22 protein-coding genes and 1 pseudogene are annotated in these 26,371 nt (G+C 62.1%); 18 read left to right on the top strand and 5 right to left on the bottom strand.

Annotation, left to right across the window (positions count from 1 at the left end; translation table 11 throughout):
• Window positions 1-392 precede the first annotated feature (392 nt).
• Entirely contained in the window at window positions 393-527 is a 135-nt protein-coding gene (locus CLU91_RS28715; RefSeq protein WP_269800640.1) for a hypothetical protein, read from the bottom strand.
• Between the two features lie 135 nt (window positions 528-662).
• Between CLU91_RS28715 and CLU91_RS15640 the strand changes: the two genes are divergently transcribed.
• Window positions 663-2,723 (top strand): primosomal protein N', encoded by a 2,061-nt coding sequence (locus CLU91_RS15640; protein ID WP_100874896.1) that lies wholly within the window; start codon window positions 663-665, stop codon window positions 2,721-2,723.
• A gap of 1 nt (window position 2,724) precedes the next feature.
• On the opposite strand, the gene CLU91_RS15635 is transcribed toward CLU91_RS15640, so the two are convergent.
• Window positions 2,725-3,615, bottom strand: a complete 891-nt coding sequence (locus CLU91_RS15635; protein ID WP_100874895.1) for an ArgP/LysG family DNA-binding transcriptional regulator — start codon at window positions 3,613-3,615, stop codon at window positions 2,725-2,727.
• 128 nt (window positions 3,616-3,743) lie between these two features.
• Between CLU91_RS15635 and CLU91_RS15630 the strand changes: the two genes are divergently transcribed.
• Together CLU91_RS15630 and CLU91_RS15625 are read left to right on the top strand one after the other, a co-directional pair.
• Entirely contained in the window at window positions 3,744-5,192 is a 1,449-nt protein-coding gene (locus tag CLU91_RS15630; RefSeq protein ID WP_100874894.1) for a dihydrolipoyl dehydrogenase, read from the top strand.
• Window positions 5,193-5,355: 163 nt separating this feature from the next.
• On the top strand, window positions 5,356-6,477 hold the full coding sequence (locus CLU91_RS15625; protein ID WP_232730770.1) for an HD-GYP domain-containing protein: 1,122 nt from the start codon (window positions 5,356-5,358) through the stop codon (window positions 6,475-6,477).
• A gap of 9 nt (window positions 6,478-6,486) precedes the next feature.
• Here the strand turns inward: CLU91_RS15625 and CLU91_RS15620 are convergent, their stop codons facing one another.
• Window positions 6,487-6,972 carry an SRPBCC family protein gene (locus CLU91_RS15620; RefSeq protein ID WP_100874893.1) on the bottom strand — a complete coding sequence of 162 codons (486 nt, stop codon included), beginning with the start codon at window positions 6,970-6,972 and terminating at the stop codon, window positions 6,487-6,489.
• A gap of 207 nt (window positions 6,973-7,179) precedes the next feature.
• On the opposite strand from CLU91_RS15620, the gene CLU91_RS15615 reads away from it, so the two are divergent.
• Window positions 7,180-9,240, top strand: coding sequence for a UvrD-helicase domain-containing protein (locus CLU91_RS15615; protein ID WP_100874892.1), 2,061 nt, complete (start codon window positions 7,180-7,182; stop codon window positions 9,238-9,240).
• Window positions 9,241-9,247: 7 nt separating this feature from the next.
• On the opposite strand, the gene CLU91_RS15610 is transcribed toward CLU91_RS15615, so the two are convergent.
• Window positions 9,248-9,604 carry an addiction module antidote protein gene (locus tag CLU91_RS15610; RefSeq protein ID WP_100874891.1) on the bottom strand — a complete coding sequence of 119 codons (357 nt, stop codon included), beginning with the start codon at window positions 9,602-9,604 and terminating at the stop codon, window positions 9,248-9,250.
• Window positions 9,601-9,987 (bottom strand): type II toxin-antitoxin system RelE/ParE family toxin, encoded by a 387-nt coding sequence (locus CLU91_RS15605; protein ID WP_198521342.1) that lies wholly within the window; start codon window positions 9,985-9,987, stop codon window positions 9,601-9,603. The genes CLU91_RS15610 and CLU91_RS15605 overlap by 4 nt, the downstream gene beginning before the upstream one ends.
• A 161-nt stretch (window positions 9,988-10,148) precedes the next feature.
• On the opposite strand from CLU91_RS15605, the gene CLU91_RS15600 reads away from it, so the two are divergent.
• From CLU91_RS15600 to CLU91_RS15540, 14 genes and pseudogenes are all read left to right on the top strand, one after another.
• Complete coding sequence (locus tag CLU91_RS15600) at window positions 10,149-10,367, top strand: SlyX family protein (protein WP_034753936.1); 219 nt, start codon at window positions 10,149-10,151, stop codon at window positions 10,365-10,367.
• Window positions 10,368-10,521: 154 nt separating this feature from the next.
• Window positions 10,522-12,657 carry a M3 family metallopeptidase gene (locus tag CLU91_RS15595; protein WP_232730769.1) on the top strand — a complete coding sequence of 712 codons (2,136 nt, stop codon included), beginning with the start codon at window positions 10,522-10,524 and terminating at the stop codon, window positions 12,655-12,657.
• A gap of 224 nt (window positions 12,658-12,881) precedes the next feature.
• The gene (locus CLU91_RS15590; RefSeq protein ID WP_100876764.1) at window positions 12,882-15,035 is read left to right on the top strand and encodes a M3 family metallopeptidase; all 2,154 of its coding nucleotides are present in this window, start codon (window positions 12,882-12,884) and stop codon (window positions 15,033-15,035) included.
• Between the two features lie 109 nt (window positions 15,036-15,144).
• On the top strand, window positions 15,145-15,357 hold the full coding sequence (locus tag CLU91_RS15585) for a VF530 family DNA-binding protein (RefSeq protein ID WP_070219603.1): 213 nt from the start codon (window positions 15,145-15,147) through the stop codon (window positions 15,355-15,357).
• Window positions 15,358-15,369: 12 nt separating this feature from the next.
• A complete protein-coding gene (locus CLU91_RS15580) occupies window positions 15,370-15,648 on the top strand; it encodes a DUF4404 family protein (RefSeq protein ID WP_100874889.1) in 279 nt (92 codons plus the stop codon).
• A gap of 237 nt (window positions 15,649-15,885) precedes the next feature.
• Window positions 15,886-18,147 carry a YgiQ family radical SAM protein gene (locus tag CLU91_RS15575; protein ID WP_232730933.1) on the top strand — a complete coding sequence of 754 codons (2,262 nt, stop codon included), beginning with the start codon at window positions 15,886-15,888 and terminating at the stop codon, window positions 18,145-18,147.
• A gap of 280 nt (window positions 18,148-18,427) precedes the next feature.
• Window positions 18,428-18,535: pseudogene (locus tag CLU91_RS28830) on the top strand (zinc-ribbon domain-containing protein); the annotation flags it as partial.
• Between the two features lie 186 nt (window positions 18,536-18,721).
• On the top strand, window positions 18,722-19,444 hold the full coding sequence (locus CLU91_RS15570) for a hypothetical protein (RefSeq protein ID WP_157814709.1): 723 nt from the start codon (window positions 18,722-18,724) through the stop codon (window positions 19,442-19,444).
• A gap of 47 nt (window positions 19,445-19,491) precedes the next feature.
• Entirely contained in the window at window positions 19,492-20,214 is a 723-nt protein-coding gene (locus tag CLU91_RS15565) for a hypothetical protein (protein ID WP_100874886.1), read from the top strand.
• A 58-nt stretch (window positions 20,215-20,272) separates the two neighbouring features.
• Complete coding sequence (locus CLU91_RS15560) at window positions 20,273-21,400, top strand: zinc ribbon domain-containing protein (protein WP_100874885.1); 1,128 nt, start codon at window positions 20,273-20,275, stop codon at window positions 21,398-21,400.
• Window positions 21,401-21,408: 8 nt separating this feature from the next.
• Window positions 21,409-22,515: a zinc ribbon domain-containing protein gene (locus CLU91_RS15555; protein ID WP_100874884.1), complete on the top strand. Its 1,107-nt coding sequence runs from the start codon at window positions 21,409-21,411 to the stop codon at window positions 22,513-22,515.
• A gap of 161 nt (window positions 22,516-22,676) precedes the next feature.
• A complete protein-coding gene (locus CLU91_RS15550; protein ID WP_100874883.1) occupies window positions 22,677-23,558 on the top strand; it encodes an EamA family transporter in 882 nt (293 codons plus the stop codon).
• Between the two features lie 207 nt (window positions 23,559-23,765).
• Window positions 23,766-24,725 (top strand): sugar ABC transporter substrate-binding protein, encoded by a 960-nt coding sequence (locus CLU91_RS15545; RefSeq protein WP_100874882.1) that lies wholly within the window; start codon window positions 23,766-23,768, stop codon window positions 24,723-24,725.
• A 91-nt stretch (window positions 24,726-24,816) separates the two neighbouring features.
• Window positions 24,817-26,367: a sugar ABC transporter ATP-binding protein gene (locus CLU91_RS15540; RefSeq protein WP_100874881.1), complete on the top strand. Its 1,551-nt coding sequence runs from the start codon at window positions 24,817-24,819 to the stop codon at window positions 26,365-26,367.
• Window positions 26,368-26,371: the final 4 nt, after the last annotated feature.

Here is a 26,371-nt window from a genome sequence, read left to right as displayed (position 1 = left end):
AATAAAAAACGCCTTGCCCGGCGGACTTTGTTGCAATTGATAAGGTTGTTCTTCCGGTTACCAGCCTTATTCCTTCATTGTCCACAAAGTTATCAACAGATTCTGTGGATAAAATTGAAAAGTATTTTGTTAACCGATACTTAGCGTCGATGTTCAGGTTTCACCTGAAGTGGATGTTGCACTGCATGATCATTCAACAATGTTTCGCCGCCCGCCGGGTAAAACCGAACGCTTGCCCGGCAATTGTCAACTTTGCCGCCGATGGTGGAGATTTTTGCGCAGGGCATGCATCAAAACGGTGCTTATTCCTGTACAAAAAAAATCAGAAATGGTTCAGTTATGCACAGCGGCGGAAATGCCCCACGGATTTATCGCCTTCCGGAGATCAATTTTTAAGTCATTGATTTTAAATAGTTAATTTTTCTTGCGCGCCCCTCTTGACGGCGATCAAAATTTTCTGTCCACATTTTTATGAAAGTTAATTTTGCTTTGTCCACAAAGTTATCCACAGAATTTTCTTCAGGCATGATGACACGCTGTCCTGCCTGCTGTTAGGCGTTTGACGGACGAAACAAGTATCATGGCCCGCTGGCTTGATGCCTGACCTCCCGCCGCGCGATGGATCCTGCCGCGCGCTTTTTTATAAGATAGGCCCACCCCCCATGTCGCAGTGCATTTTGACGTCGTGCATCCTGAAAATCGCGCTCGACACGCCCCTGAACGCCCTGTTCGACTACCGCTGGAACGCGGCGGTGGCGGACGCCGGCGCGGATGCTGCCGCACCGCTGCCGCAAGTGGGGCAACTGGCGCTGGTGCCGTTCGGCCGGCGCGAAGTGATGGGGCTGATCGTCGGTGTGTCCGACAGTACCGACGTGCCTGCCGCGAAACTGAAGGACGTGCTGGCCGTGCGCAGCCAGCTGGCGCCCTTGTCGGAGCAGTGGCTGGCGCTGGCCGCCTTTACCGCCGATTACTACCAGCGACCGCTGGGCGAGGTGGCGCTGCCGGGTTTGCCGAAGAATCTGCGCGTGCTGACCACCGTGGCGCTCGACCGCGCCATCAAGAAGCTGGCCAAGCTGGCCGATGCCCACGATGGCACGCCGCTGAACATGCCGGCCCTGAATGCCGCCCAGCAGGAAGCGGCGGACGCCATCGGCGGCGCCCGGGGTTTCAAGCCGACCCTGCTGTACGGCGTGACGGGCAGCGGCAAGACGGAAGTGTATCTGCAGGCGTGCGCCCAGGTGCTGGCGCGCGAGGACGATGCGCAAATCCTGATCCTGGTGCCGGAAATTAACCTGACACCCCAGCTGGAAGGCAATATCCGCGCGCGCTTTCCCGGCGTCATGCTGGCCACCCTGCACAGCAGCCTGTCCGAAGGCGAACGCATGCTGCACTGGCTGGCCGCCCACCAGGGCCAGGCGCGCATCGTGCTCGGCACGCGGCTGGCCATCCTGGCGTCGTTGCCCAAGCTCAAGCTCATCGTCATCGACGAGGAACACGATCCTTCCTACAAGCAACAGGAAGGCTTGCGCTATTCGGCGCGCGACCTGGCCGTGTGGCGCGCCTGGCAATTGCAGATTCCCATCGTGCTCGGTTCGGCCACGCCCTCGCTGGAAAGCTGGCACCACGCGCAGACGGGGCGCTACCGCAAGCTGGAGTTGCGTGAACGGGCGGTGAAAAATGCGGTGCTGCCTCGCGTCAAGATCCTCGACATGGAGCGCGACAAGCCGAAAGATGGCCTGACATCGCATCTGGTAGCGGCATTAAAGCTGCGCATGGAGCGCGGTGAGCAGTCGCTGCTGTTTTTGAACCGGCGCGGCTATTCGCCCGTCATCTGCTGCGAATCGTGCGGCTGGATCAGCAATTGCACGCGCTGCACCTCGTTCATGGTGCTGCACAAGCCCGAACACCGGCTGCGCTGCCACCATTGCAGCCTGGAATTGCGCATTCCCCGCCATTGCCCCACCTGCGGCAACGTCGATTTGCAGCCGCTGGGACGCGGCACGCAGCGCGTGGAAGAGGGGTTACAGCAATTGTTTCCCGAGGCTCGGATTTTGCGCATCGATGCCGATTCCACGCGCAAGAAGGGCAGCGCGCAGGAAGCGTTCGACACCGTGCACCGGGGCGAAGTCGATATTCTGATCGGCACGCAGATGGTGGCCAAGGGCCACGATTTCAAAAAGCTGACCCTGGTCGGCATCTTGAATCCGGACACGGCCCTGTTTTCGCAGGATTACCGCGCCAGCGAACGGCTGTTCGCCCAGCTGATGCAGGTGGCGGGCCGGGCCGGGCGGGCCGCGCAGACGGAAGGCGGCAGCGTCAGTGAGGTGCTGATCCAGACGCGCTATGCGCGCCATCCGCTGTACGACGCCGTCGTCCACCACGATTACGACAATTTCGCCACCACCTTGCTGGAAGAGCGGGCGCAGGCGGCGTTGCCGCCGTATCTGTTCCAGGCCCTGCTGCGCGCCGAGGCGCCCGAGCTGGCGACGGCCATCGAATTCCTGCAGGCGGCCAAGGAATGCATGGAACACCCGCAAGTGACCATCAATGACCCGATTCCCATGAGCATGACGCGCGTCTACAACGTGGACCGCGCCCAGCTGTTGCTGGAGTCTGCCTCGCGGCCCGCGCTGCAAGCGTTTTTAAAAGAATGGTTAAGTGAGCTGCGCGCCATGAAGACGCGCGTGAAATGGTCGCTGGAAGTGGACCCGCTCGATATTTAAACTACTGCAGATAATCGCGGGCGGATTTGACGATCTGCTCGGACAGCAGCTTGGTAAACGGCGTATCCAGCGTCCACGCATGCCAGCTCAGCGGCACATCCAGGGTGCTGCCCGGCATCAGATCCACGAGACGGTCTGTTGCCAGCGCCTGCGCGGCCAGGCGCTGCGGCATCAGGCCGTAGGCCAGGCCATCGAACACGCAGGCGCGGCGCGCCGCTTCCACCGGTAAGGTGTGGTGCGGAAACGCTTCGCGCAGATTGAGTTGTTCAGCAAGGAAACGCGCCAGCAAGCCGTGCTGGCCCACGACGGCCGGCGCCAGCTGCACCGCTTCGGCAATAAAACCATCGCCGAACCAGTGGCCCGCAAACACGGGCGTGGCTACGCAGACATAGCGCAGCATGCCCAGCGGCGTGACGCTGGTGGCCGCTGCCGCGTCCAGTGCTGTGCCGGATTCGGCCGCCACGCAGCCGAACACGGAGCCGTTGCGCACCATCTGCAAGGCGCTGTCGCTGTCGGCCAGGCGCACGTCGAGCTGGCAGCGCGGCGGCGCCAGCAGTGCGGACAAGGTGTCGGGGAACCACGTGGCCAGGCTGTCGGCATCGATGGCGATGGCGATTTCCGGCATGCTGACGCTGTTGCCCAGGTCGATGTCGAGCGACGCTTCCATCAGCTTGACGTTGCGGTGATGTACGATCAGGCGCTGGCCCAGTCCCGTCGGCACGGCTGGCTGGCCACGGATGATCAGCAAGCGCCCGCTGGCGTCTTCCAGCGCCTTGATGCGCTGCGAGACGGCCGACTGGGTGATGCCCAGCGCCAGGGCGGCCTTGTCGAAACTGCCATGGCTGGCCACGGCGTCCAGCACGGCCAGCGCGCGATAATCGAGTGATCCCATTAGCTTGGCTTATAAATTTTGAAAATGATTAGTTATACTAATACATATATTGCTGCAAAGTAAAACCTTATTTTCGGCAAACGGGTAGTATCGAACGCTGTGAGCAACCTCAGTGGATGGATAGCACGATGAAAACACTACAAGTGGATGTGGCCGTGATCGGCAGCGGCACGGCCGGCATGACGGCGCACAAGGCGGCGCGCATGCAGGGCAAGCGCGTGCTGATGATCGAAAGCGGACCGTACGGCACGACCTGCGCCAGAGTCGGCTGCATGCCCAGCAAACTCTTGATCGCGGCGGCCGAGGCGGCCCATGCGGTGGCCGCCGCGCCCGCTTTTGGCGTGCATCCTGGCCCCGTGCGCATCGATGGCCGGCAAGTGATGGCCAGGGTGCGCAGCGAGCGCGACCGTTTTGTCGGCTTCGTGCTCGACGGCGTCAACGCCATCGCCGACGAGGAAAAACTGCGCGGCCATGCGCGTTTTATTTCCCCCGGCACATTGCAGGTCGATGAACACACCATCGTTGAAGCTGCCAGCGTGGTGATCGCCACCGGCTCCACGCCCATCGTGCCGCCCGAGTGGCGGGCGGCGGGCGAGCGCGTCATCACCAGCGACGCCGTGTTCGAATGGACGGACTTGCCCAAGTCAGTCGCCGTGGTCGGCAGCGGCGTCATCGGCCTGGAGCTGGGCCAGGCGCTGGCGCGGCTGGGCGTGCGCGTGACCCTGTTTGCGCGCGGCAATAAAGTCGCACAGCTGACGGACCCGCTGGTGCTGCGCGAGGCCGATGCCGTGCTGGCGCGCGAACTCGATATCCGTTTCATGACCCAGATCGCGCACATGGCAAAAACGCCGGACGGCAATGGCATCGTGCTGACCAGCCGTGATGACGCGGGCCAGGAAAAAACCGAGCAATTCGAGTATGTGCTGGCCGCCATCGGCCGCCGTCCGAATGTGGATCACATTGGCCTGGAGACGGCGCAAATCGAGCTCGACCGCCACGGCATTCCCCTGCATGACCCGCACACCATGCAATGCGGCAAGAGCGCCATCTTCATCGCCGGCGATGCCGACAATGCCTTGCCGCTGCTGCCCGAAGCGGCCGACGAGGGCCGCATCGCCGGGGAGAACGCGGCGCGCTTTCCTGACGTTAAACCGGGCTTGCGCCGCACGCCGCTGGCGATCGCCTTTACGGAACCGCAGATCGCCACCGTGGGCGCCACGTACCAGCAACTGTGCGTGAGCCACGCGGGCCGCTTTGCCGTCGGCGCCGTGTCGTTTGGCAACCAGGGCCGCAGCCGCGTGATGCTGCAAAACCAGGGCTTGCTGCGCGTGTATGCGGAGTTCGGCAGCAAGCGTTTTCTCGGTGCCGAACTGATCGGCCCACGGGCGGAACACCTGGGCCACTTGCTGGCCTGGGCATGCCAGGCGCAGCTGACGGTGCCGGCCATGCTCGACATGCCGTTCTACCACCCCGTCATCGAGGAAGGCGTGCGCACGGCCTTGCGCGAGCTGGCGCTGCACCTGGAAAAAGACCCGGAACACGCGCCCGGCTGTGCCGATTGCTCGCCTGGCGTCTGATGCAGTTTTTATATTTAAACAATTTTGTAGACAAGCGCACATGATTGCGCGATCATCGCTGCCACATTGAAATATTGATTAAAAGCAAAAAATATTTCAATTGGTTCATGCCCACGACTTCCTGATGGTAAAAAGGGTAGCGGCTAGCGATGACGGAGACGATGTGAAAATTCGGCGCATTTACGCGGGAGAGCTCGCCTTGGGCGTGGCCCTGCCCTGGGACGTGCATGGCGAAACAGGCAGCTTGCTGGCCAGGCTGGGCCATGTCGTCAGCAGCGAGAACCAGATCGCATTGCTGTTGGCGCGCGGCGTCATCGCCGATACCAGTGCCGACCTGCCGCGCACGGCCACGGAAGCGCCGTCGGCGCTGCGCATGCTGAACCTCGTCACGGCGGGGCTGGCCCTCGTCTTGCCCTTCATTGCCGCCGGTCAGGCGGGCAGCCACGCGTCCTTGGTGCCGCTGGCGCAGCTGGTGGAAGAGGCCGTGGCACTGGACGCCGACGTGGCGCTGGCCTGCATCCTGCACAACCAGGGCGCGGGGGACTTTGCCGTGCGGCACAGCGTCGACACTGCCGTCATCACGGCCCTGCTGGCGCGCGCACTGAAACTCGACGATGCCATCGTGCGCAGCGTGGTGCTCGCTGCGTTGAGCATGAATGTGGGCATGCTGGAACGCCATGCGGATTTTCAGCACAAAGCGGGCCCGCTGGACGCGCAGGAGCGCGCCTATATCCGCGCCCATCCGCAAGCCGGTGTCGACTTGCTGCGCGCGGCGGGCGTGACGGACGCCGTCTGGCTGCAAGCCGTGCTGCAGCACCATGAAAATATCGATGGCAGCGGCTATCCGCTGGGCACGCAAGGCGAGGCGATCGGCATCGGCGCGCGCCTGATCATGCTGGCTGACCGCTATTGCGCGCGAGTGTCAAGGCGCAGCTACCGCCAGCCCCTGCTGCCGAACGTGGCCCTGCGTGAAATGCTGATGGCCGACAAGGCCACGCTGGATGCGCCGCTGGCCTCGCTGCTGGTGCGCGAGCTGGGCATCTATCCGGTCGGCACCTTCGTCAAACTGCTCAATGGAGAAATCGGCGTCGTCACGCGCAAGGGCTTGAATGCCACCACGCCCCACGTGCAATCGCTGGTCGGCCCGCGTGGCGCGCGCCTGGACGTGCCGCTGCGGCGCGATACGCGCGTGGACTTGCACGCGATTCGCGAAGTGCTCAGCGCGGAGCAGGCGGGGCTGCAGTTTAGGCCCGATCAGCTGTGGGGCAGCAGCGCACGAATTTAATGCACGAGTTTAATTCAGCAGGCCCGCATCGAGCCGTCCCTCGAGCGCCAGCTCGCGCATGATGCGCACGGTGTCGATGTCGGACTCCTTGTAGGCGGAGCGGCGGAAGTCGTCGTACAGGGCGTTGGCCGCATCGGTGGCCGCGTCGTGGCCGTCGTCGTACTGGAAGCGCACCCACAGGCTCGCTTCATCGGGCATTTCGATGGTCATCACGAGCGAGGACGCGCTGATGTCCTGTTGCGCCGGCACTTCGTAGCGCACCTGCAGTTGCGGGATCAGCACCACCCTGTCGTTGATGACCAGCTCGCCATAGCGCAGGCTGCGCGCGAAACCGGCATCGCTGCGCTCGCTGATCTGGCATTCATCGAGGTGCGGCACGAACAGCTTCGGCGACTCGGCACGCAAGACCAGGCCGCGCCAGACTTGTTCCAGGCTCAAGGTGTCGATCAGCGGGTTCAGCGGATCGTTGATTTCAATCAGGTGTTCAAATTTCATGGGACTGCCATTCGGTAAGGGCGCGCGCGGGCGATATAGGCGGAATGGTACTCCAGGCATGGCATCGCCGCACGCATTGAATCGGCCAAGATGGCGGCATATGGCGATATATCAATGCCAATGCCTGTTTTTCAGGCATGGCCCGCCATGCAAATAGCCCACGCGACGCTGTTACAATGGGCTGCTGTTCCCTGCGGAAATACCCTGATGTCCAAAGCACCACAGTTCGGTCTGAATGCGCCCCAAAGCGAAGCGGTTACCTACCTCGACGGGCCTTGCCTGGTGCTGGCGGGCGCCGGTTCGGGCAAGACGCGCGTGATCACGCAAAAGATCGCCCATCTGATCGAAGACCGGGGCTACGACCCGCGCACCATCGCCGCGCTGACCTTCACCAACAAGGCGGCGCTGGAAATGCAGGAGCGCATCGCCAAGCTGCTGAAACAGCCGCGCCAGGCCAAGCAGCTGACGGTGTCGACTTTCCATTCGCTGGGCGTGAAAATCCTGCGCCAGGAAGCCAATGGCGTCGGACTCAAGGATCGCTTTTCCATCATGGACAGCGACGACTGTTTTTCCCTCGTGCAAGACCTCGCCATTACCACCGATAAACAGGTCATTCGTGGCATCCAGAACGCCATGTCTCTGTGGAAAAACGGCCTGATCGACCCGGATATGGCGCTGGCGCAAGCCAAGGATGAAGATGAGGCGAACGCGGCGCGCATCTACCGCAGCTATGTGGCGACGCTGTCCGCTTACCAGGCCGTCGATTTCGACGATTTGATCCGCTTGCCCGTGGAACTGTTCCGCAACAACGGTCCCGTGCGCGACAAGTGGCAGCGCCGTCTGCGCTACCTGCTCGTCGACGAGTACCAGGACACGAATACCTGCCAGTACGAACTGGTCAAATTGATGGTGACGGGCATCGGCAAGAAGCCGATGTTTACGGCCGTGGGCGACGACGACCAGGCGATCTATGCCTGGCGCGGCGCCACCGTGGAAAATTTAAAAACGCTGGAAACGGACTTCCCCGATCTGCGCGTGATCAAACTGGAGCAGAATTACCGCTCCACCATGCGCGTGCTCAACGCGGCCAATGCCGTCATCGGCAACAACCCGAAACTGTTTGAAAAGTCGCTGTGGTCGGAACATGGCCTGGGCGAGCCGATCAAGGTGCTGGGCATGCAGACGGACGAGCAGGAGGCGGAGCAGGTCGCCATCATGATCTCGGCCGACCATTTTGAGCGCAAGAACAAGTTTTCCGATTATGCGATTTTGTACCGGGGCAACCACCAGGCGCGCATCATCGAACAGTGTCTGCGCAAGGAGCGCATCCCATACACGATCTCGGGCGGCCAGAGCTTTTTTGACAAGGCCGAGATCAAGGACATCATCAGCTACCTGCGCCTGCTGGCCAACGAAGACGACGATCCGGCCTTCATCCGCGCCGTGACGACGCCGCGCCGTGGCGTGGGCCAGTCGACGCTGGAAGTGCTGGGCGCATTCTCGGGGCAGTGGCAGTGCTCGCTGTTCCAGGCCGTTTTTAAAGGTGGTATCGAGGCCAAGCTGACGGACCGCCAACTGGGCCCGCTGCGCGATTTCTGCAACTTCATCAACGACCTCGAATCGCGCGCCAGCCGTCCGGGCGCGGCCGGCAGCGGCGACAACGCGGCCGAAGTGCTCGATGACATGATGAAGGAAATCCACTACGAATCGTATCTGTACGATGCCTTCGAGGAACGGCAAGCGCAAAGCAAGTGGCAGAACGTGCTGGAATTCGTCAACTGGCTCAAGGAACGGGGCCGGGGCGGCAAGGACCGCGATGGCGAAGAAAAGAACGTGCTGGAACTGACGCAGATGGTGGCCCTGATGACCATGCTCGAAGGCAAGGACGAGGAGCAGGACGCCGTGCGCATGTCCACCCTGCACGCGTCGAAAGGTCTGGAATTTCCGCACGTGTTTCTGGTCGGTGTGGAGGAGGGCATCTTGCCGCACAAGGGCGACCCTGACGCGCCGGCCGAAACCATCGCCGCGCGCATCCAGGAAGAGCGCCGCCTGATGTATGTGGGCATTACGCGCGCTCAGCGCACTTTGCACGTCACCTGGTGCAAGAAGCGCAAGCGGGCCGGCGAGCAAGTCCATTGTGACCCGTCGCGTTTCATCAAGGAAATGCAACTTGACGTGGGCGACGCCGTGCCGACCGAGTCGGAAATCATTTCGCCGAAAGAACGTCTGGCGCGCATGAAGGCGTTATTGGCCGCGCCGAAGGGCTAAGCGGCGTTTACGCTTCCACGGCACCGTCGGGCGTGGTTTTCGGCACGATGGCCAGCTGCATGCCCAGCGCATCGAGCATCTTCAAAATGGTTTCGAAGCGTGGCTTGCTGCCTTCGCGCAAGGCTTTATAGGCGCCTTCACGCGTGATGTCGGCCCGCGCCGCCACCTTGCCCATGCCATAGGCACGCACCACGTCGTTCATGGCCGACTGGAACAATTCGGCGTTGCCGGTGGCGACGATTTCGCTCATATAGGCGGCCACGGCGGCCTTGCTGGTCAGATGTTGCGTTGGATCAAATTTGCTCAGGCCTAATGCTTCCAGATCGTCGAGGTCAAAGCCGTCAGCGTCAGTATGGTCGTTCATTTTTTTCGTGCTCCTGTCGATGGGCCTGCCGCTGCTTTTTGCTTCCGGATGGCCGCTTGTTGGGCCTTCAATGTTTTCAGAATTGCTTGCGCGTGCTTGATATCGCGTTGCTGGCTCGATTTGTCGCCACCCAACAGCAGCAAGATCAGGGTGCCCAGATTCGTTTCGTGAAAATACACGCGCCAGCCCGGTCCTGTCTGTAAAAAACGCAGCTCGCACACGCCTTCACCCACCGGCCGCCAGTCGCCCTTTTTAGCGTGCTGCAAATGCTTGATGCGCGCATCGATGGCGGCGGCCGCCACGTCGTGCAGCGAGTCTTCCCAGCGCCGGTATTCAGCCGTCTTGCGCGTGTCGATCAGGTCAGGCAAAGTGGATACGTCCATTGTAATCGTTTGTTCTCATTCGTCAAGCGATTTGATTCAGCCATAAGGGAAGAATAGGCAGAAATCGCCGCCTGGCCGATGGGGAATGGACGAGGTTTGTGCTGGCTCACGCCGTGACGGCGGTAGAATGCCGCTTTCAGTCAGGAGTCACCGTGAGCACCATGGACAATGCAGAACAGATGGAAGTACGTTTCGTCGATATCGAAATCAAGCTGGCGCAGCAGGAAGACCTGGTCGAGTCGCTGAACCAGATGGTGTACCAGCAGGGCAAGCGCATCGACCAGCTCGAAGCGATGCTGCACAAGCTGGGCGAACACGTGCGCGACGGGGCGCAGCAGGCGAATGGCGGACTGGTCAACGAGCGTCCGCCGCATTATTGAATCGTCATTGTGGTGCCGGACGCATGAAAACCATTCATTACCCGGTCACCCGCTAAGGTCAGTCGTTGCTGGTGACGCAAGTGTGTCAGGCTGTTATTATTTCAGGCTGGCCCGCGACACAATCGCGGCTCTCTTGCGTTTCTTGAAAGAAGACATGACCCGTCCAACTATGCTCGTCATCGCCGCCAGCCTGATGCTGGCACCAGCCGCCGCCGCTTTTGCCGCTACCGCGGCCGCAGCGCTGCCCGCTTCGAACCCGTTTGCGCAAGCGAGCAGCTTGCCCTTCCACTATCCGCCATTCGACAAGGTGCAGGACGCCGACTACGCTCCGGCCTTTACGGCAGGCATGGCCGCCAACCTGGCGGAAATCAATACGATTGCGAATAACACGAAGCCAGCCACGTTCGACAACACCATCGTCGCCATGGAACGCTCGGGCCAGCTGCTGAGCCGCGTGCGCACCGTGTTTTCCGTGATGTCCGGCTCGAATACGAATGAGACGATCCAGGGCCTGGAACGCGAACTGGCGCCGAAAATGGCCGCCCACAGCGACGCGGTCATGCTCAACGACAAATTGTTCAAGCGCATCGACAGCCTGTACGCCAAGCGCGACAAGCTGGGCCTCGATGCTGAATCGAAACGCCTGCTGGAACGCTATCACACGGACTTCGTACGCGCGGGCGCCAAGCTGTCGGCGGCGGACAAGCAAAAGCTGCGCGCCTACAACGGCCAACTGGCCGCTCTGTCGACCAAGTTCGCGCAAAATGTGCTGAAGGAATTGAACGCCTCGGCCGTCGTCGTCGATACGCGCGAAGAGCTCGACGGCCTGTCGCCGGCCGCCATCGAAGTGGCCGCCGGCCTGGCCAAGAAGCGCGGCCTCGATGGCAAATACGTGATCGCCCTCGTCAACACGACGGGCCAGGCGCCGCTGTCGCTGCTGACCAACCGCGCTGTGCGCGAACGCATCATGGCCGCTTCGCAAGCGCGCGGCAGCCGTGGCGGCGAGTTCGACAATACCGCCGAAGTGCTGGAACTGGCGAAACTGCGCGCCGAACGTGCCGCGCTGATGGGCTACCCGAACTACGCGGCGTATTCGCTGGAAGACCAGACGGCGCACGACACTACCGCCGTGAACGCCCTGTTGGGCGAATTGGCGAAGCCGGCCGTCGTCAATGCCCGGCGTGAAGCGGACGATATCCAGAAGGTCATCGATGCAGGCAAAGGCGGCTTCAAGGTGGGCGCCGCCGACTGGGCCTTCTATAGCGACAAGGTGCGCGCCGAACGCTACAACTTCGATGAAACGCAATTGAAACCGTACTTTGAAATGCACAGCGTGCTGACCCGTGGCGTGTTCTTTGCCGCCGGTAAATTGTACGGCCTCACCTTCAAGCAGCGCACCGACTTGCCCGTCTACACGGCCGACATGCTGGTGTACGACGTCTTCAATGAAGACGGCACGCAGCTGGCCATCTTTACGCTCGACCCTTACGCGCGCAGCAACAAGCGCGGCGGCGCCTGGGCGAATGCCTACGTGGGCCAGTCGACCTTGCTGAACCGCAAGCCGGTGATTGCGAATAACCTCAACATTCCAAAGCCGGAAGCGGGCCAGCCGACCCTGATGACGTTTGATGAAGTCAACACCATGTTCCACGAATTCGGCCATGCGCTGCACGGCATGTTCTCGAACGTGAAATACCCGCGCTTTGCCGGCACCAGCGTGCCGCGCGACTTCGTCGAATACCCGTCGCAAGTCAATGAAATGTGGGCGCTGTGGCCGGAAGTGCTGCAAAACTACGCCAGGCACTATCAGACGGGCGCGGCTATCCCGGCCGAACTGCTGGCGAAAGTGACGGCGGCCGACAATTTCAACCAGGGCTACAAGACCACGGAATACCTGGCATCGGCCCTGCTGGACCAGCGCTGGCACCAGCTGACCCCGGCACAGATCCCGACCGACGTGCTGGCGTTTGAAAAAACCGCCTTGGCGGAGGCCGGCGTCGATTTCGCCCCGGCGCCGCCGCGCTACCGCACCACGTATTTCTCGCACGCGTTCGCGGGTGGCTATTCGGCCGGCTACTACGCCTATCTGTGGTCGGAAAAGCTCGATGCCGACACGGTCGAGTGGTTCAAGGAAAACGGCGGCCTGACGCGCAAGAACGGCGACTGGTTCCGCAATAAACTGCTGTCGCGCGGCGGCAGCGCCGATGCGCTCGACATCTATCGCAACTTCCGCGGCCGCGATGCGAAGATCGAGCCGCTGCTGCAACGCCGTGGCCTGAACGGCAAGTAAATCGTCTGATTCCGGCGTCAAAGCCGGGTGCATGAAAATGGCTGCCAAGCGATTGGCAGCCATTTTTATTTGGCGATGTTGATTGTATGCCGTGGTAAACCATGCATTTGGCGTGATGCACCACAGGATCGCCCATGTTGGATGACGCCTGTGTGACAGGCTGCTATGATCTGCCACTGGCCCGCGACCGATCGCGGTTCTTCCCGCGCTTCCTGAAAGATGTCATGATCCGTCCACAACTGCTCGTCATCGCCGCCAGCGTCATGCTGGCCCACGCCGCCCCATCCGCCATGGCTGCCGCCACCGCAAAATCCGCGCCCGCCACTGCCGTCAGCGCCCAGAACCCCCTGTTGAAAGTGAGCCCGCTGCCATTCCAGATGCCGCAGTTCGGCCTGATCAAGGACGCGCATTACGCGCCGGCGTTTGCCGAAGGCATGAAACGCCAGTTGGCCGAAGTCAACGCGATTGCCAGCAACCGCCAGGCGCCCACGTTCGAGAACACCATCGTGGCCCTCGAGCGCACGGGACAGCTGCTGCACCGGGTACAGAGCATCTTCAGCAACATGACGTCGACCAACACGAACAGCGTGCTCGAAGCGGTGGAAGTGGACGTGTCGCCGAAACTGGCCGCGCATGGCGACGCCATCACCCTGAATCCGAAATTGTTTACCCGCATCGACACCCTGTACGCCAAGCGCGACAAGCTGGGCCTCGATGCCGAATCCCTGCGCTTGCTGGAACGTTATCACACGGATTTCGTGCGCGCTGGCGCCAAGCTGTCCGATGCGGACAAGGAAAAACTGAAAGCCTACAACGCCGAGCAGGCGGGCCTGGAAACGGCCTTCGCGCAAAACGTGCTGAAGGAAACGAATGCCAAAAGCATCGTCGTCGACACGCGTCTTGAGCTGGCCGGCATGACGGACAGCGATATCGATACGGCTGCTGCTGCCGCCAAGGAACGCGGCTTGACGGGCAAGTTCGTCATTGCTCTGGTGAATACCAGCGGCCAGCCGCCGCTGGCCGTATTGACGGATCGCAAGACGCGCCAGCGTTTGATGGATGCCTCCTTGAACCGGGGCAGCCAGGGTGGCGAGTTCGACAACCGCGCCATCGTCTTGAAGCTGGCGAAACTGCGCGCCGAGCGGGCCACCCTGCTCGGTTACGCCAACTACGCCGCATACTCGCTGGAAGACCAGACGGCCAAGACGACCACGGCCGTCAACACTTTGCTGTCGGAATTGGCGAAACCAGCCGTCGCGAATGCGCGCCGCGAAGCGGCCGACCTGCAGCAAGTGGTCGATGCGGAAAAAGGTGGTTTCCAGGTGGCAGCGGCCGACTGGGCCATCTACACGGACAAGCTGCGCAAGCAACGTTTCAACTTCGATGAAAACGAGCTGAAACCGTATCTGGAACTCAACAGCGTGTTGAACAACGGCGTGTTCTTTGCCGCCAACAAGTTGTATGGCATCAGCTTCAAGGAGCGTAAAGATTTGCCGGTGTACAACCCGGACGTGCGCGTCTACGACGTGACGGACGCCAATGGCAAGCCGCTGGCCCTGTTCATTGCCGACTTCTATGCGCGCGGCAACAAGCACGGCGGCGCGTGGATGAATGAATACGTGTCGCAGTCAATGCTGATGGGCACGCATCCGGTGGTGGCCAACCAGTTGAATATTCCGAAGCCACCGGCCGGTCAGCCGACGCTATTGACGTTCGATGAAGTGACGACCATGTTCCACGAATTCGGCCATGCGCTGCACGGCATGTTTTCGAACGTGAAATACCCGCGCTTTGCCGGCACCAGCGTGCCGAGCGACTTCGTCGAGTATCCATCGCAAGTCAATGAAATGTGGGCCGTCTGGCCGGAAGTGCTGCAAAACTACGCCAAGCACTACCAGAGCGGCGCGGCCATGCCGCAGGAATTGCTCGACAAGGTCACGGCGGCGAAGAAATTCAACCAGGGTTTCATGACGACGGAATACCTGTCGGCGGCCCTGCTGGACCAGCGCTGGCACCAGCTGGCGCCGAGCCAGATCCCGACCGACGTGCTAGCCTTTGAAGCGGCATCGTTGAAGGATGCCGGTGTCGATTACGCGCCCGTGCCGCCGCGCTACCGCACCAGTTACTTCTCGCACAGCTTCTCGGGCGGCTACTCGGCGGCCTACTATGCCTACCTGTGGTCGGAAAAACTGGATGCGGAATCGGTCAACTGGTTCAAGGAAAACGGCGGCCTGACGCGCAAGAATGGCGACTGGTTCCGCAGCAAGTTGCTGTCGCGCGGCGGCAGCGTCGATGCGCTGCAACTGTTCCGCGACTTCCGCGGCCGCGACGCCACCGTCGAACCGCTGCTGGAGCGCCGCGGTTTGAACACCAAGTAAGACGTCCTCATCAGAAGCTTGCGTTGCGTTGACCTGGCGCACGCAAGCTTTCTGTGCCGGCGGCGTAGAATTGAGTAAGATGTCAATAAGTAGGCAGTCGAAAGAGTATATGAGTCAGCAAGATTTGAATGGCATTACCCTGGAAGGTATCGTGACGCGCCTGCACGCCCACTACGGTTGGGACGGCCTGGCCAAGCACATCGATATCAATTGCTTCATCAGCGATCCCAGCATCAAGTCGAGCCTGAAGTTTTTGCGCAAGACCCCGTGGGCCAGGAGCAAGGTGGAACAATTGTTCCTGGACACGCAATTTACTGACTGACAGGAAAAAGATATGGATAGCAAACTCAAGGAATCGCTGCAACAGCTGCAATCGACCATCGCATCTGGCGATCCTGTGGATGAAGAAACGCATGGTTTGCTGCAAAAGCTCAATGGTGATATTCAGCTGCTGCTGGAAAAGCGCGCCGCGCAGGAACAGGACGAAGAGTCGACCACCTATGGCCTGGCCGAGCGCAGCCAGGAATTGTCGGCCAAGTTCGCCGTCAAGCATCCGAAACTGGAGCCGGCGTTGCGGGAGTTGGGTGAGATTTTAGCTAATATGGGTATTTAATTTAACCCTAAAGCAACATCTGGGGTCAGACCCGGCGGGTCTGACCCCAAGGGACCGTTTCTCCCAAGTAGTTGAAAAATAAACGTTTTTTGTACTGAAATCCAACAGTAAAAAGCAGGCCGTCAGGTTGGAAATGGCCAATTCCGGTACAATCCGTACCCTATGAGCTCCCCTACCAATTTATTTGCGACCGTTCCCAAGCGGTCTGCCCGCGCTGCCGTGGCGCCTTTCCTGCCGATGTCGCGTGCCGAGATGGACGCGCTGGGCTGGGACCAGTGCGACGTCATCCTCGTCACGGGCGACGCCTACATCGACCATCCGAGTTTCGGCATGGCTTTAGTGGGCCGTCTGCTTGAAGCGCAAGGTTACAGAGTCGGCATCATCAGCCAGCCCGACTGGCTGTCGGCCGACGCCTTCCGCATCCTCGGCAAGCCGCGTTTGTACTACGGCATTACTGCCGGCAACATGGATTCCATGGTCAACCAGTACACGGCCGACCGCAAGATCCGCTCCGACGACGCCTACACGGCGAACGCGGAACCGAATAAACGCCCGGACCGCGCCGTCACCGTGTACGCCCAGCGCGCGCGCGAAGCGTATCCCGACGTGCCCATCGTCATCGGCAGCATCGAAGCGTCGCTGCGCCGCATCGCCCATTACGATTACTGGTCGGACAAGGTCCGCCGTTCCGTCTTGCCCGATTCCAAGGCCGATTTGCTGATCTTCGGCAATGCCGAGCGGGCGCTGGTCGACCTGACGCACCGTCTGGCCGCCGGCGAACACATCAAGGATATCCGCGACTTGCGCGGCACGGCCTTCATGGTGCCATCCGGCTGGCTGCCCGGCGACGACTGGGGCGTGCACAATTCCACCCGCGTCGACGTGCCCGGCAAGGTCGATCCGCACTACAGCCCGTACGAGATGGTGCAGGAAGACAAGACCGCCTGCGCCACGGAAAATGCGTCGAAATCAGCCGAAGTCATCAAGCCGATCCGCATCATGAGCCGCGAAGAGCGCCTGGCCATGGCCAAGGAAAAGCACGACAAGACGGTCGTGCGCCTGCCCGCCTACGACGTCGTCAAGGATGACCCCGTCATGTATGCGCACGCCTCGCGCGTGTTCCACCTGGAATCGAATCCCGGCAACGCGCGCGCCATGGTGCAGGCGCACGGCGAACGCGACGTGTGGCTCAACCCGCCGCCGCTGCCGCTGGCCATGGATGAGATGGATGGCGTGTACGACATGAATTACGCGCGCGCCCCGCACCCGAGCTATGGCAAGGCGCATATTCCCGCTTGGGAAATGATCCGCTTTTCCGTCAACATCATGCGCGGCTGCTTCGGCGGCTGTACTTTCTGCTCGATCACGGAACACGAAGGCCGCATCATCCAGAGCCGCTCGGAACCGTCGATCCTGCGTGAAATCGAGCATATCCGCGATAAAACCAAAGGTTTTACGGGCACCATTTCCGATATGGGTGGCCCGACGGCGAATATGTATCGCCTCGCTTGCAAGGACAAAGAGATCGAAGTGTCGTGCCGCCGCTTGTCCTGCGTGTACCCGTCCATCTGCGTCAACCTGGGCACGGACCACAGCAAGCTCATCTCGCTGTACCGCAAGGCGCGCGCCATTCCGGGCATCAAGAAAGTGCTGATCAGCTCGGGCTTGCGCTACGACCTGGCCGTGCGTTCGCCCGAATACGTGAAGGAACTGGTGACGCACCACGTCGGCGGCCTCTTGAAAATTGCGCCCGAGCACACGGAAGAGGGCACTTTGTCGAAGATGATGAAGCCCGGCATCGGCGCGTATGACGAGTTCAAGGAAATGTTCGACCGTTTCTCGCTGGAAGCGGGCAAGAAGCAATACCTGATCCCCTACTTCATCGCCGCCCATCCGGGCACGACGGATGTGGACATGCTGAACCTGGCCCTGTGGCTGAAGAAAAACAATTTCAAGCTGGACCAGGTGCAAACCTTCATGCCCACGCCGATGGCCATGGCCACGACCATGTACCACACGCGCAAGAATCCTTTGCGCAAGGTCACGGCAGACTCGGAAGTGGTGGAAACGGCGCGCAGCGGCAAGATCCGCCGCACGCACAAGGCTTTCCTGCGCTACCAGGACCCGGCCAATTGGCCGATTTTGCGCGAAGCGCTGGTCAACATGGGCCGTGGCGACTTGATCGGCAATGGCGACAAGCATTTGATCCCAGCCTGGACCTCGTCCGAGTCGGGCGGCCTGGCCGCAGGCGAACGCAGCCGCCAGACGCATGGCGCCGGCACGCCGGACAAGTTCAAGGTCACGCCGGGCAAGAACCGCATCGCCCTGGGCGGCACGGCCGCCGCGCCAAAGGCGACAGCCGTCGAATCGAAAGTGCGTCCGTCGATCTTGTCGACCATCAAGACGAAGGCCAAGCCGGCCGCCGTGCCGATGGGCCGTGGCAGCAAGCCGCCCGCCAAGGGCGGCCATGCCGCACCGGCACGGGGGGGACGCAAGTAAGCTAGCGTCACTGTTCCCGGCATCGGCTGAAGCCCGGCAACGCACACTGCGTTGCCGGGTTTTTTGTCGTCTGCGCACCAACATGGGGCGCAGCACGCCGTGGCGGCAGGGTTTTTACCAATATTTAAAAATTGAATAGAGCAAAAGGCAATTTTCCCTTGTGGCAACTTGGTATTTGAAAATATACTCGTTGAACATTTAGCCGTACGTCAACAATACTGCCATTCTGGCAATCGCCAGCGTACGCGGCTCACAGCGTTTAGATGAAAAGAGATGCCAATTGAAATGCCTTTCCTGCCTGGCCGAGAATAAAACGGGCGCCAAATTCTGTTCTTCCTGCGGCACGACGTTCGCCGTTGCCGCCAGCGATGCCGCCCCGGTACCGGGAAAATCCTGCGGCCAGTGCGGCCATGACTGCAAGCCGGACGCCCGGTTCTGCCCGAAGTGCGCGTTCAGCTTTGCCGTGGCGCCGGTGGCCGCAGCGGTGCCACCGCCTCTGCCAGAACCGGTGATTGCGCCGGTGATTGCGCCCGTCATTGAACCTGTCATTGAACCTGTCATTGAGCCCGTGTCCGTGCCTGAGCCTGCCCCGGTACCGGTGGCGGAACCGGTCGCGCCACCTGCGCCACCGCCCGTGCTGGAAAAGCGCCGTGCCGATCCTGTCCCAGCACCGGTGCCAGAACCTGCTCCCGCAGCCGCCAGCGTAGCGGAAACGCCATCCGACAGCCCGGCCGGCGGCAAGCGCATGAAACTGATCGCCGCTGCCGTCGCGGCGGTGGTGGTCGTGGCTGCGGCAGGGGGGTACTATTACCTGTCAGGCAAGCCTTCCGCGCCCGCGCCAATCCCCGCACCGACTGTTCCTGCCGATGACGCGCCGGCTGCCGCCGAGCAGCCGCTGGCCATCGATGACGCTGCGCTCGATGGCGGCACGGCGGGCGACCTTGCCGCGACACCTGCTGCCGAACCGGAGCCTGAGCCAGCGGCAGCGCCTGCTCCGGCACCCGAGCCGGCTCCGGCTCCAGCACCGGCCCCAGCCCCTGTCGTGGAAAAACCGGCCAAGCCCGTCAAGGTGACCCCGCCACCGGCGCCTGTCAAACAGACGACGGGCCTGGAAAGCGTGATCACGGACAGCCTGTCGGAAGCGAGCCACTGCATGAGCCAGCGCAAATACGACTGTGCCATTGCCAACGCGAATGCCGTGTTGCGCATGGACAAGGGCAACCGCCCTGCGCAGGACATCAAGCGCAAGGCGAAAGAAGCGCAAGACAAGGCGCTGTCGCAAATCCAGATCGAGTAAGCCGCGCTGCTTGCCTTCCCCCTATTTTGATTCTTTCGGAGAATAACGTGAAAAACTTGAAACAAATTGCCAAGCCCATGGTAGCGCTGCTGGTCGTGTCCTCGATGCTGGCCGGCTGCGCCGCGCCCGGTGGCCCTGGCGCCACCGGCACCACTACCGCAGGCACGGAAGCGGCCAGCGGTGAATGCAATACGGCCATGCTGGCCGGCATCGGCGCCGTCGTGGGCGGCTTGCTGGGCGGTGGCAACAACACCGTGCGCGGCGCGGCACTGGGCGCCAGCCTGGGCGCGCTCGCCTGCGTGGCCCTGAATTATCAAAGCCAGCAAGTCAAGACGGCGCAGCAAGTGCAGGCCGACTACAAGGTGGCCAACAAGGGCAAGCTGCCCGAGCAGTCGACCCTGGTGAAATACGAGACGGGCTTTACGCCATCTTCCGTGCGTCCGGGCCAGAAGGCGCAGACCAATTCGTATATCGAAGTGGCGGCCGGCACGCGCGATCCGAACCCGCTGGTGGAAGAAGAATTGAGCCTGTACAAGCCGAATGGCGATCTGATCAAAACTGTGCGCAAGGTGGTCAGCAGCAATAACGGCAGCGGCGCCTACAAGGGCGGCTTTTCGATCCCCATGCCAGAAGGCGTGCCGCAGGGTATTTACCCCGTGCGTACCGCCTTGTACCTGAATAGCAAGCGTGTCGGCGGCCAGGACGTCAAACTGCAGATCGTCCAGCGCCAGGCGCCTGCGGGCGAGCTGCAACTGGCGCTGGCCTACTAACTACCACGGGGCGGCCAGACTGGCCGCCCCATCCCGATTTTCCCCTTTCAGGCTAGACATGACAATTTCCACAGAAGAACATAAACCGTTTCCCTTTTCCTCCGCCGTGGGATCGCTGATCGAAGCGACCGACGCCATCAAAAATTTCCGCGCGATTGCCTTGCTGGCCCTGACCTTCATCGGTGCCGTGCTCGTCGGTGGCCTGCTGATCATGCTCGCCGGCAGCATGAGCAGCGCACTGCTGGTCTTCCTGGGCGGCTTGATGGCCTTCCTCGTGATGTTTTACGGTTCCAACGCCGTGGGCATCCTGCTGATGCGCGATGCGCAGGGCCAGCCAGGCATGAGCCTGGTTGATGCCGTGCTCGTCTCGCTGTACACCAGCCACCGCCTGATCGCCGTCGTCTTCCTGGAATTTTTGATCGTGCTGGCGGCCATGATCGCCATCGCCATCATCTTGTTCGTCTGCAAAATCCCCGTGCTGGGCCCCGTGCTGTACGCGGTGGTCTTCCCCTTGTCGGCCATCGTGCTGGGCGTGCTGGTGTTTGCGCTGTTCTACGTGATGCTGCCACTGGCCGGCCCTGCCGCCTGGTCGGGCGCCAGCGTGTTCCAGATCATTGCCCGCCTGAACCTGATCGTGCGCACCAAACTGGTGTCGGTGATCCTGCTGGAAGTGCTGCTGTTCCTGATCACGTCGTTTACCGCGCTGCTGATCTTTGGCGTGCTGGGCACGGGCGTGTCGCTGACCACGGGCATGTCGGCTGGCATCCTGGGTCTGGGCGACCAGATGAATATGTACGCGCTGGCCTCGGGTCTGGGTGGCGGCAGCGGTTCCGGCTATATCATCGCTGCCGGCCTCGGCGGCGGCTTGCTGATGGCGGCCGCGGCCGTTGTGCCTGGCCTGATCTTCACCAAGGGCGTGTGCATCATTTACCTGAACGCCACGCGCAATGTCGATTTCAGCGCCTCGGAAGCGAGCCTGAACGATGGCTTGGCGGTGGTCAAGAAAAAGGCCGAGGAAGCGCGTGAACGTGCGCGCGCCCTGGCCGAGCAGGCGACGGCTCCGGCCGCTCCGGCCGCTCCAGCCACTCCAGCCGCTCCAGCCGCTGCGCCGGCTTGCCCGAATTGCAAGGCACCGGTCGCGTCCGATGACGTGTTCTGCGGTGAATGCGCGCATAAACTCAAGTAAGGCACACCATGGCTCACTTCTGCACCAAATGCGGCACGGCCCATGCCCCGGGCGCGCGCTTTTGCGATGAATGCGGCAAGGCTGTCAACGCCGCACCGGCGCCCGCGCCCGCATCTGTACCGGCAGCTGCAGCTGCAGCTGCCGCGACGCCGGCGCTGTCCGGCGTGAAGCGGCGCCACGTCATGATCGCCGGCGGCGTGCTGGCGGTGGTCATCGTGGCCGGTGGCGCGCTGGCGTGGCTGCTGGCGCCAGAGGCGGCCTCGGCCGGCAGTTTCAGCCGCGCCATCGATGCCCATCTGGCGGCCGACGAGGCGGCGCGCGACAAATTGCTGTGCCTCACCAACTTGCCGTACCAAAAGGAAGAAATCCGCGTGGCCTCGTACGACAGTTCCACTCGGCAATGGCTGGATATCCTCGTGCGTAGCGGGCTGTACGCCGCACCCGTGGAACAAAGCAGCGGTGGCTGGATTGCGCAATCACAATTCGTCTACGCGCTGGCCGCGCCGGGCAAGGCGGCCTTGCGCGGCGACAAGCTGTGCGTGGCCAAGGGCGTGAAAGTGGCCAAGGTCAGCGGCTACGACCAGGTGCGCGACCTGGGCGCACAGCACGTGGCGATGGCCAAGGCCACCCTGACGCTGACCGATGAGGCAGCGTGGTTCGCCAAGTCGGCGGACCGCGCACTGATCCTGGAGCGCTTGCCGGACGGTGACCTGCAAGTGCGGTTGCCGCTGGCGCTGGTCGACAAGCAGTGGCAAGTCATCGACGAAACGCAGATGAGCCAGGCGGCCATGAGCGGTGTGATCGGCAAAGCGTCGGCCGTGCAGGGCGCGGGCATGCTGGACAAGCTGAAAAGCGCGTTCCGCTTTGGCGGCCATCCGGCGGTGGGAAAATGGCAGGCGGCGATGGGCAACGTCCTGGAATTTACCAGTGACAGCGTGATCAATAACGGGACCTCGACCAAGGCCACCTTCACCACCAAGGGCAATACCGTGACGATCGCGCCGGAAGGCGCGGGCGAAGCGGCCATGGATATTATCGTCAGCGACGATGGCAGCACGGCGCAGATCAGCATGGGCGGCGTGCGGGTGACGACGCTGCGGCGCGTGCGCAATTGAGCATCTGTCAGGCGGCGCAGCTTGCCGCCTGATCTGCTTCCCCGAGCCCGGCCATGCCGGGCTTTTTTACGTCCGCAGGCAGCGGTGTGCACGCCCATTTACCTTGACATCAAGATAGTTTGCACCCACACTGAATTTTTATCTTAATGTCGAGATAGTTGATGCCTGCCTCCGCTGCCCGTCCCGCCTGGGGCGACATTCTGCTCACGGCGCTGGCGCCCCTGATCTGGGGTTCCACGTATATCGTCACGTCCGAACTGCTGCCGCCCGACCGGCCCTTCACGGCGGCCCTGATCCGCGTGTTGCCGGCCGGCTTGCTGTTGCTGCTGGTCATGCGGCGGCTGCCCGCGCGGCGTGACTGGATGCGCGTGCTGATGCTTTCCGCACTGAATATCGGCGTGTTCCAGGCGCTGCTGTTCGTCGCCGCCTACCGTTTGCCGGGCGGCCTGGCGGCCGTGGTGGGCGCCATCCAGCCGCTCTTGGTGATGGGTCTGGCCTGGGGCGTGGAAGGGCGCCGTCCGGCCCGGTTGGCCTTGCTGGCCAGCGTGCTGGGCGTGGCTGGCATGGGCGTTTTATTGTTGTCGCCGCGCACGGTGTGGGAACCCGTCGGCATCGCCGCCGCGCTGGGCGGCACGGCTTGCATGGCGGCCGGCACCTATCTGACGCGGCGCTGGAAGCCGGACTTGCCCGTGCTGGCGCTGACGGGCTGGCAATTGCTGCTCGGCGGCCTGATGCTGGCGCCCGTCGCCTGGCTGGCCGATGCACCGCTGCCGGCATTATCCCTGCAGCAAGTGCTGGCCTATGCCTACCTGTGCCTGGCCGGCGCCCTGCTGGCGTACGCCTTGTGGTTCCGCGGCATCAGCCGCCTGTCGCCCGTGGCCGTGTCCTCGCTGGGCTTGCTCAGTCCCCTGATGGCCGTCGTGCTGGGTTGGGCATTGCTGGGCCAGGCCATGACGGGCTGGTCGATGCTGGGCTTGCTGCTGGTGCTGGCCAGCGTGCTGGCCGTGCAATGGGCCAGCGCCCGTCCCGCAACAAAGTCCTGAATCCACGCATGTCCCCTCGCCAGGCTGATCGCATCAGCCTGGATGTTTCCCTCTGGGCGCTGCCTTTTTGCTGCACCGCACATACAGTTTTGCTTGCACTGTAATAGGGCATTGAGGCACTATTCGCTGCGCGCAAACGTTTGCGCGTAATGAAATTCCATAAAAGCATGCAGTACACGTGCTTGACCAACAACTCTGGAGACGCTCATGACATCCCGTATTCGCCTGAAAATGATTGCCGCCGCTGTCCTCGTGTGTGCCTTGCCCGCCGTGCCGGCGATGGCGCAGACACCTGCCAAACCGAAGGTCGCATTGGTGATGAAGTCGCTCGCCAATGAATTTTTCCTGACCATGGAAAATGGCGCCAAGGCGCATCAGAAGGCCAATGCCGCCAAGTACGACTTGCTGTCGAACGGCATCAAGGATGAGACGGATACGTCGAGCCAGATCAAGCTGGTCGAGCAAATGATCGTTTCGCGCGTCAACGCGCTGGTGATCGCGCCGGCCGACTCGAAAGCGCTGGTGCCGGTGCTGAAGAAAGCCATCGACGCGGGCATCATCGTCGTCAATATCGACAACAAGCTCGACGAAGGCGCCCTGAAAGAGAAGGGCATCAGCGTGCCGTTCGTCGGCCCTGACAACCGCAAGGGCGCCAAGGTCGTCGGCGACTTCCTGGCCAAGCAGATCAAGAAGGGCGATCCGGTCGGCATCATCGAAGGCGTGTCGACCACCTACAACGCGCAGCAGCGCACCCTGGGCTTCCAGGACGCCATGAACGCGGCCGGCGCCAAGGTCGTCAGCGTACAGTCGGGCCAGTGGGAAATCGCCCCTGCCAATACGGTCGCGGCCGCCATGCTGAACGCCAACCCGAATATCAAGGCTTTGCTGTGCGGTAACGACAACATGGCCATCGGCGCCATTTCCGCCATCAAGGCGGCCGGAAAAACGGGCAAAGTGCTGGTCGTCGGCTACGACAACATCAACGCCATCAAGCCGATGCTGGCCGATGGCCGTGTGCTGGCTACCGCCGACCAGTTCGGTTCGCAGCAAGCCGTGTTCGGCATCGAGACCGTGCTGAAAGCCCTGGCGCAGAAGAAGAAACAGGCCGAGCTCGGTGGCGTCATCGAAACCAAGGTCGAACTGGTTGCCAAAGGCGCCAAGTCCTGATCGCCTGATCGTTTGATCCCGCCGGGGCCGGCGGCGCTTGCTCACCGAGCAGGCGCCGCTGGCCCCGCCGCCACTACCGCGGAGTTTTATCATGCCCATCGACATACCCCCGGCGTCAGCCGCCATTCCCCTGTTAACACTTGATAACATCGGCAAGTCCTATGTCGGCCCCGTGCTGGGCGGCGTGGGCTTGCGCTTCGCCCCTGGCCAGGTGCTGGCGCTGACGGGCGAAAACGGTGCCGGTAAAAGCACCCTGTCGAAGATCATCTGCGGCCTGGAGCAAGCCACGACGGGCACGATGCTGCTTGACGGCAAGCCTTACCAGCCCGTTTCGCGCGGCGCCGCCGAGGCGCTGGGCATCCGCATGGTGATGCAGGAACTCAATCTGATCCCCACCCTGTCGATCGCGGAAAACCTGTACCTGAAAAATCTGCCGCAGCGTTTCGGCTTCATCGACCGTACGCGCCTCGAACGCGACGCGCGCGAACAGATGGAAAAAGTAGGCCTGGGTGGCCTCGATCCGTGGACCCTCGTGGGCGAACTCGGTATCGGCCACCAGCAAATGATCGAAATCGCGCGCAATTTGATCGGTGCCTGCCGCTTGCTGGTGTTAGATGAGCCGACGGCCATGCTGACGCACCGCGAAGTGGAATTGCTGTTCCTGCAAATTGAGCGCCTGAAAGCCGAAGGCGTGTGCATCATCTATATTTCCCACCGCCTGGAAGAACTCAAGCGCGTGGCCGACCGCATCGCCGTGCTGCGCGATGGCCAGCTCGTGTGCGACGACGACATCGCGGGCCATTCCGCAGCCGACCTGGTCAGCCTGATGGTGGGCCGCTCGGCCGACGATGCGGTGGACCTGAGCGGGCGCACCATCGGCGCGCCGCTGCTGCGCGTGCGGGGACTGGCGCGCGGCAAGGTCGTCAACCCGACCTCGTTCGACTTGCGCGCCGGCGAAATCCTCGGCATCGCCGGCCTGATCGGCTCGGGCCGCACGGAATTGCTGCGCCTGATCTTCGGCGCCGACCGTGCCGATGCCGGCGAGGTGTTCCTCGGCGACAGTGAAACGCCGGCCGCTCTGACTTCGCCGCAGGCAGCCGTGAAAGCCGGTATCGCCATGATCACGGAAGACCGCAAGGGCCAAGGTTTATTGTTGCGCCAGTCCATCGCCGTCAACACGACCCTGGCCTCGCTCGACTCCGTCAGTGGCGCAGGCTGGCTCAACGATGCGGCCGAAGCGACGGTGGCCGACGATTACATCGAGCGCCTCGGCATCCGCTCGCGCAACAGCGCGCAAACGGTGGCCGAGCTGTCCGGCGGCAACCAGCAAAAGGTCGTGATCGCCCGCTGGCTGTACCGCGATTGCCCTGTGATGCTGTTCGACGAGCCCACGCGCGGCATCGATATCGGCGCCAAGTTTGATATTTATCAGGTGCTGGCTGAACAGGCGCGCCAGGGCAAGGGCCTCGTCATTGTATCGAGCGACTTGCGCGAACTGATGCTGATCTGCGACCGCATCGCCGTCATGAGCGCCGGCAGCATCGTCGACACCTTCGAGCGCGGCGCCTGGAGCCAGGATGCGCTGCTGTCGGCCGCCTTCTCCGGCTATTTGACCCCCACTTCCACTCCAGCTGCGGCCTGATCCG

The sequence above is a fragment of the Janthinobacterium sp. 64 genome, assembly GCF_002813325.1.
In the GTDB taxonomy this organism is placed as follows: Bacteria; Pseudomonadota; Gammaproteobacteria; order Burkholderiales; family Burkholderiaceae_D; genus Janthinobacterium.
This window is presented reverse-complemented; position numbering and strand designations above follow the sequence as displayed.

Excerpts from the sequence above, each read along its gene's own strand:
- CLU91_RS28715 (WP_269800640.1), bottom strand. The coding sequence starts at position 527 with ATGCCTGAAGAAAATTCTGTGGATAACTTTGTGGACAAAGCAAAATTA.
- CLU91_RS15640 (WP_100874896.1), top strand. The coding sequence starts at position 663 with ATGTCGCAGTGCATTTTGACGTCGTGCATCCTGAAAATCGCGCTCGAC.
- CLU91_RS15635 (WP_100874895.1), bottom strand. The coding sequence starts at position 3,615 with ATGGGATCACTCGATTATCGCGCGCTGGCCGTGCTGGACGCCGTGGCC.
- CLU91_RS15630 (WP_100874894.1), top strand. The coding sequence starts at position 3,744 with ATGAAAACACTACAAGTGGATGTGGCCGTGATCGGCAGCGGCACGGCC.
- CLU91_RS15620 (WP_100874893.1), bottom strand. The coding sequence starts at position 6,972 with ATGAAATTTGAACACCTGATTGAAATCAACGATCCGCTGAACCCGCTG.
- CLU91_RS15615 (WP_100874892.1), top strand. The coding sequence starts at position 7,180 with ATGTCCAAAGCACCACAGTTCGGTCTGAATGCGCCCCAAAGCGAAGCG.
- CLU91_RS15610 (WP_100874891.1), bottom strand. The coding sequence starts at position 9,604 with ATGAACGACCATACTGACGCTGACGGCTTTGACCTCGACGATCTGGAA.
- CLU91_RS15605 (WP_198521342.1), bottom strand. The coding sequence starts at position 9,987 with ATGGACGTATCCACTTTGCCTGACCTGATCGACACGCGCAAGACGGCT.
- CLU91_RS15600 (WP_034753936.1), top strand. The coding sequence starts at position 10,149 with ATGGACAATGCAGAACAGATGGAAGTACGTTTCGTCGATATCGAAATC.
- CLU91_RS15595 (WP_232730769.1), top strand. The coding sequence starts at position 10,522 with ATGACCCGTCCAACTATGCTCGTCATCGCCGCCAGCCTGATGCTGGCA.
- CLU91_RS15590 (WP_100876764.1), top strand. The coding sequence starts at position 12,882 with ATGATCCGTCCACAACTGCTCGTCATCGCCGCCAGCGTCATGCTGGCC.
- CLU91_RS15585 (WP_070219603.1), top strand. The coding sequence starts at position 15,145 with ATGAGTCAGCAAGATTTGAATGGCATTACCCTGGAAGGTATCGTGACG.
- CLU91_RS15580 (WP_100874889.1), top strand. The coding sequence starts at position 15,370 with ATGGATAGCAAACTCAAGGAATCGCTGCAACAGCTGCAATCGACCATC.
- CLU91_RS15575 (WP_232730933.1), top strand. The coding sequence starts at position 15,886 with ATGTCGCGTGCCGAGATGGACGCGCTGGGCTGGGACCAGTGCGACGTC.
- CLU91_RS15560 (WP_100874885.1), top strand. The coding sequence starts at position 20,273 with ATGACAATTTCCACAGAAGAACATAAACCGTTTCCCTTTTCCTCCGCC.
- CLU91_RS15555 (WP_100874884.1), top strand. The coding sequence starts at position 21,409 with ATGGCTCACTTCTGCACCAAATGCGGCACGGCCCATGCCCCGGGCGCG.
- CLU91_RS15550 (WP_100874883.1), top strand. The coding sequence starts at position 22,677 with ATGCCTGCCTCCGCTGCCCGTCCCGCCTGGGGCGACATTCTGCTCACG.
- CLU91_RS15545 (WP_100874882.1), top strand. The coding sequence starts at position 23,766 with ATGACATCCCGTATTCGCCTGAAAATGATTGCCGCCGCTGTCCTCGTG.
- CLU91_RS15540 (WP_100874881.1), top strand. The coding sequence starts at position 24,817 with ATGCCCATCGACATACCCCCGGCGTCAGCCGCCATTCCCCTGTTAACA.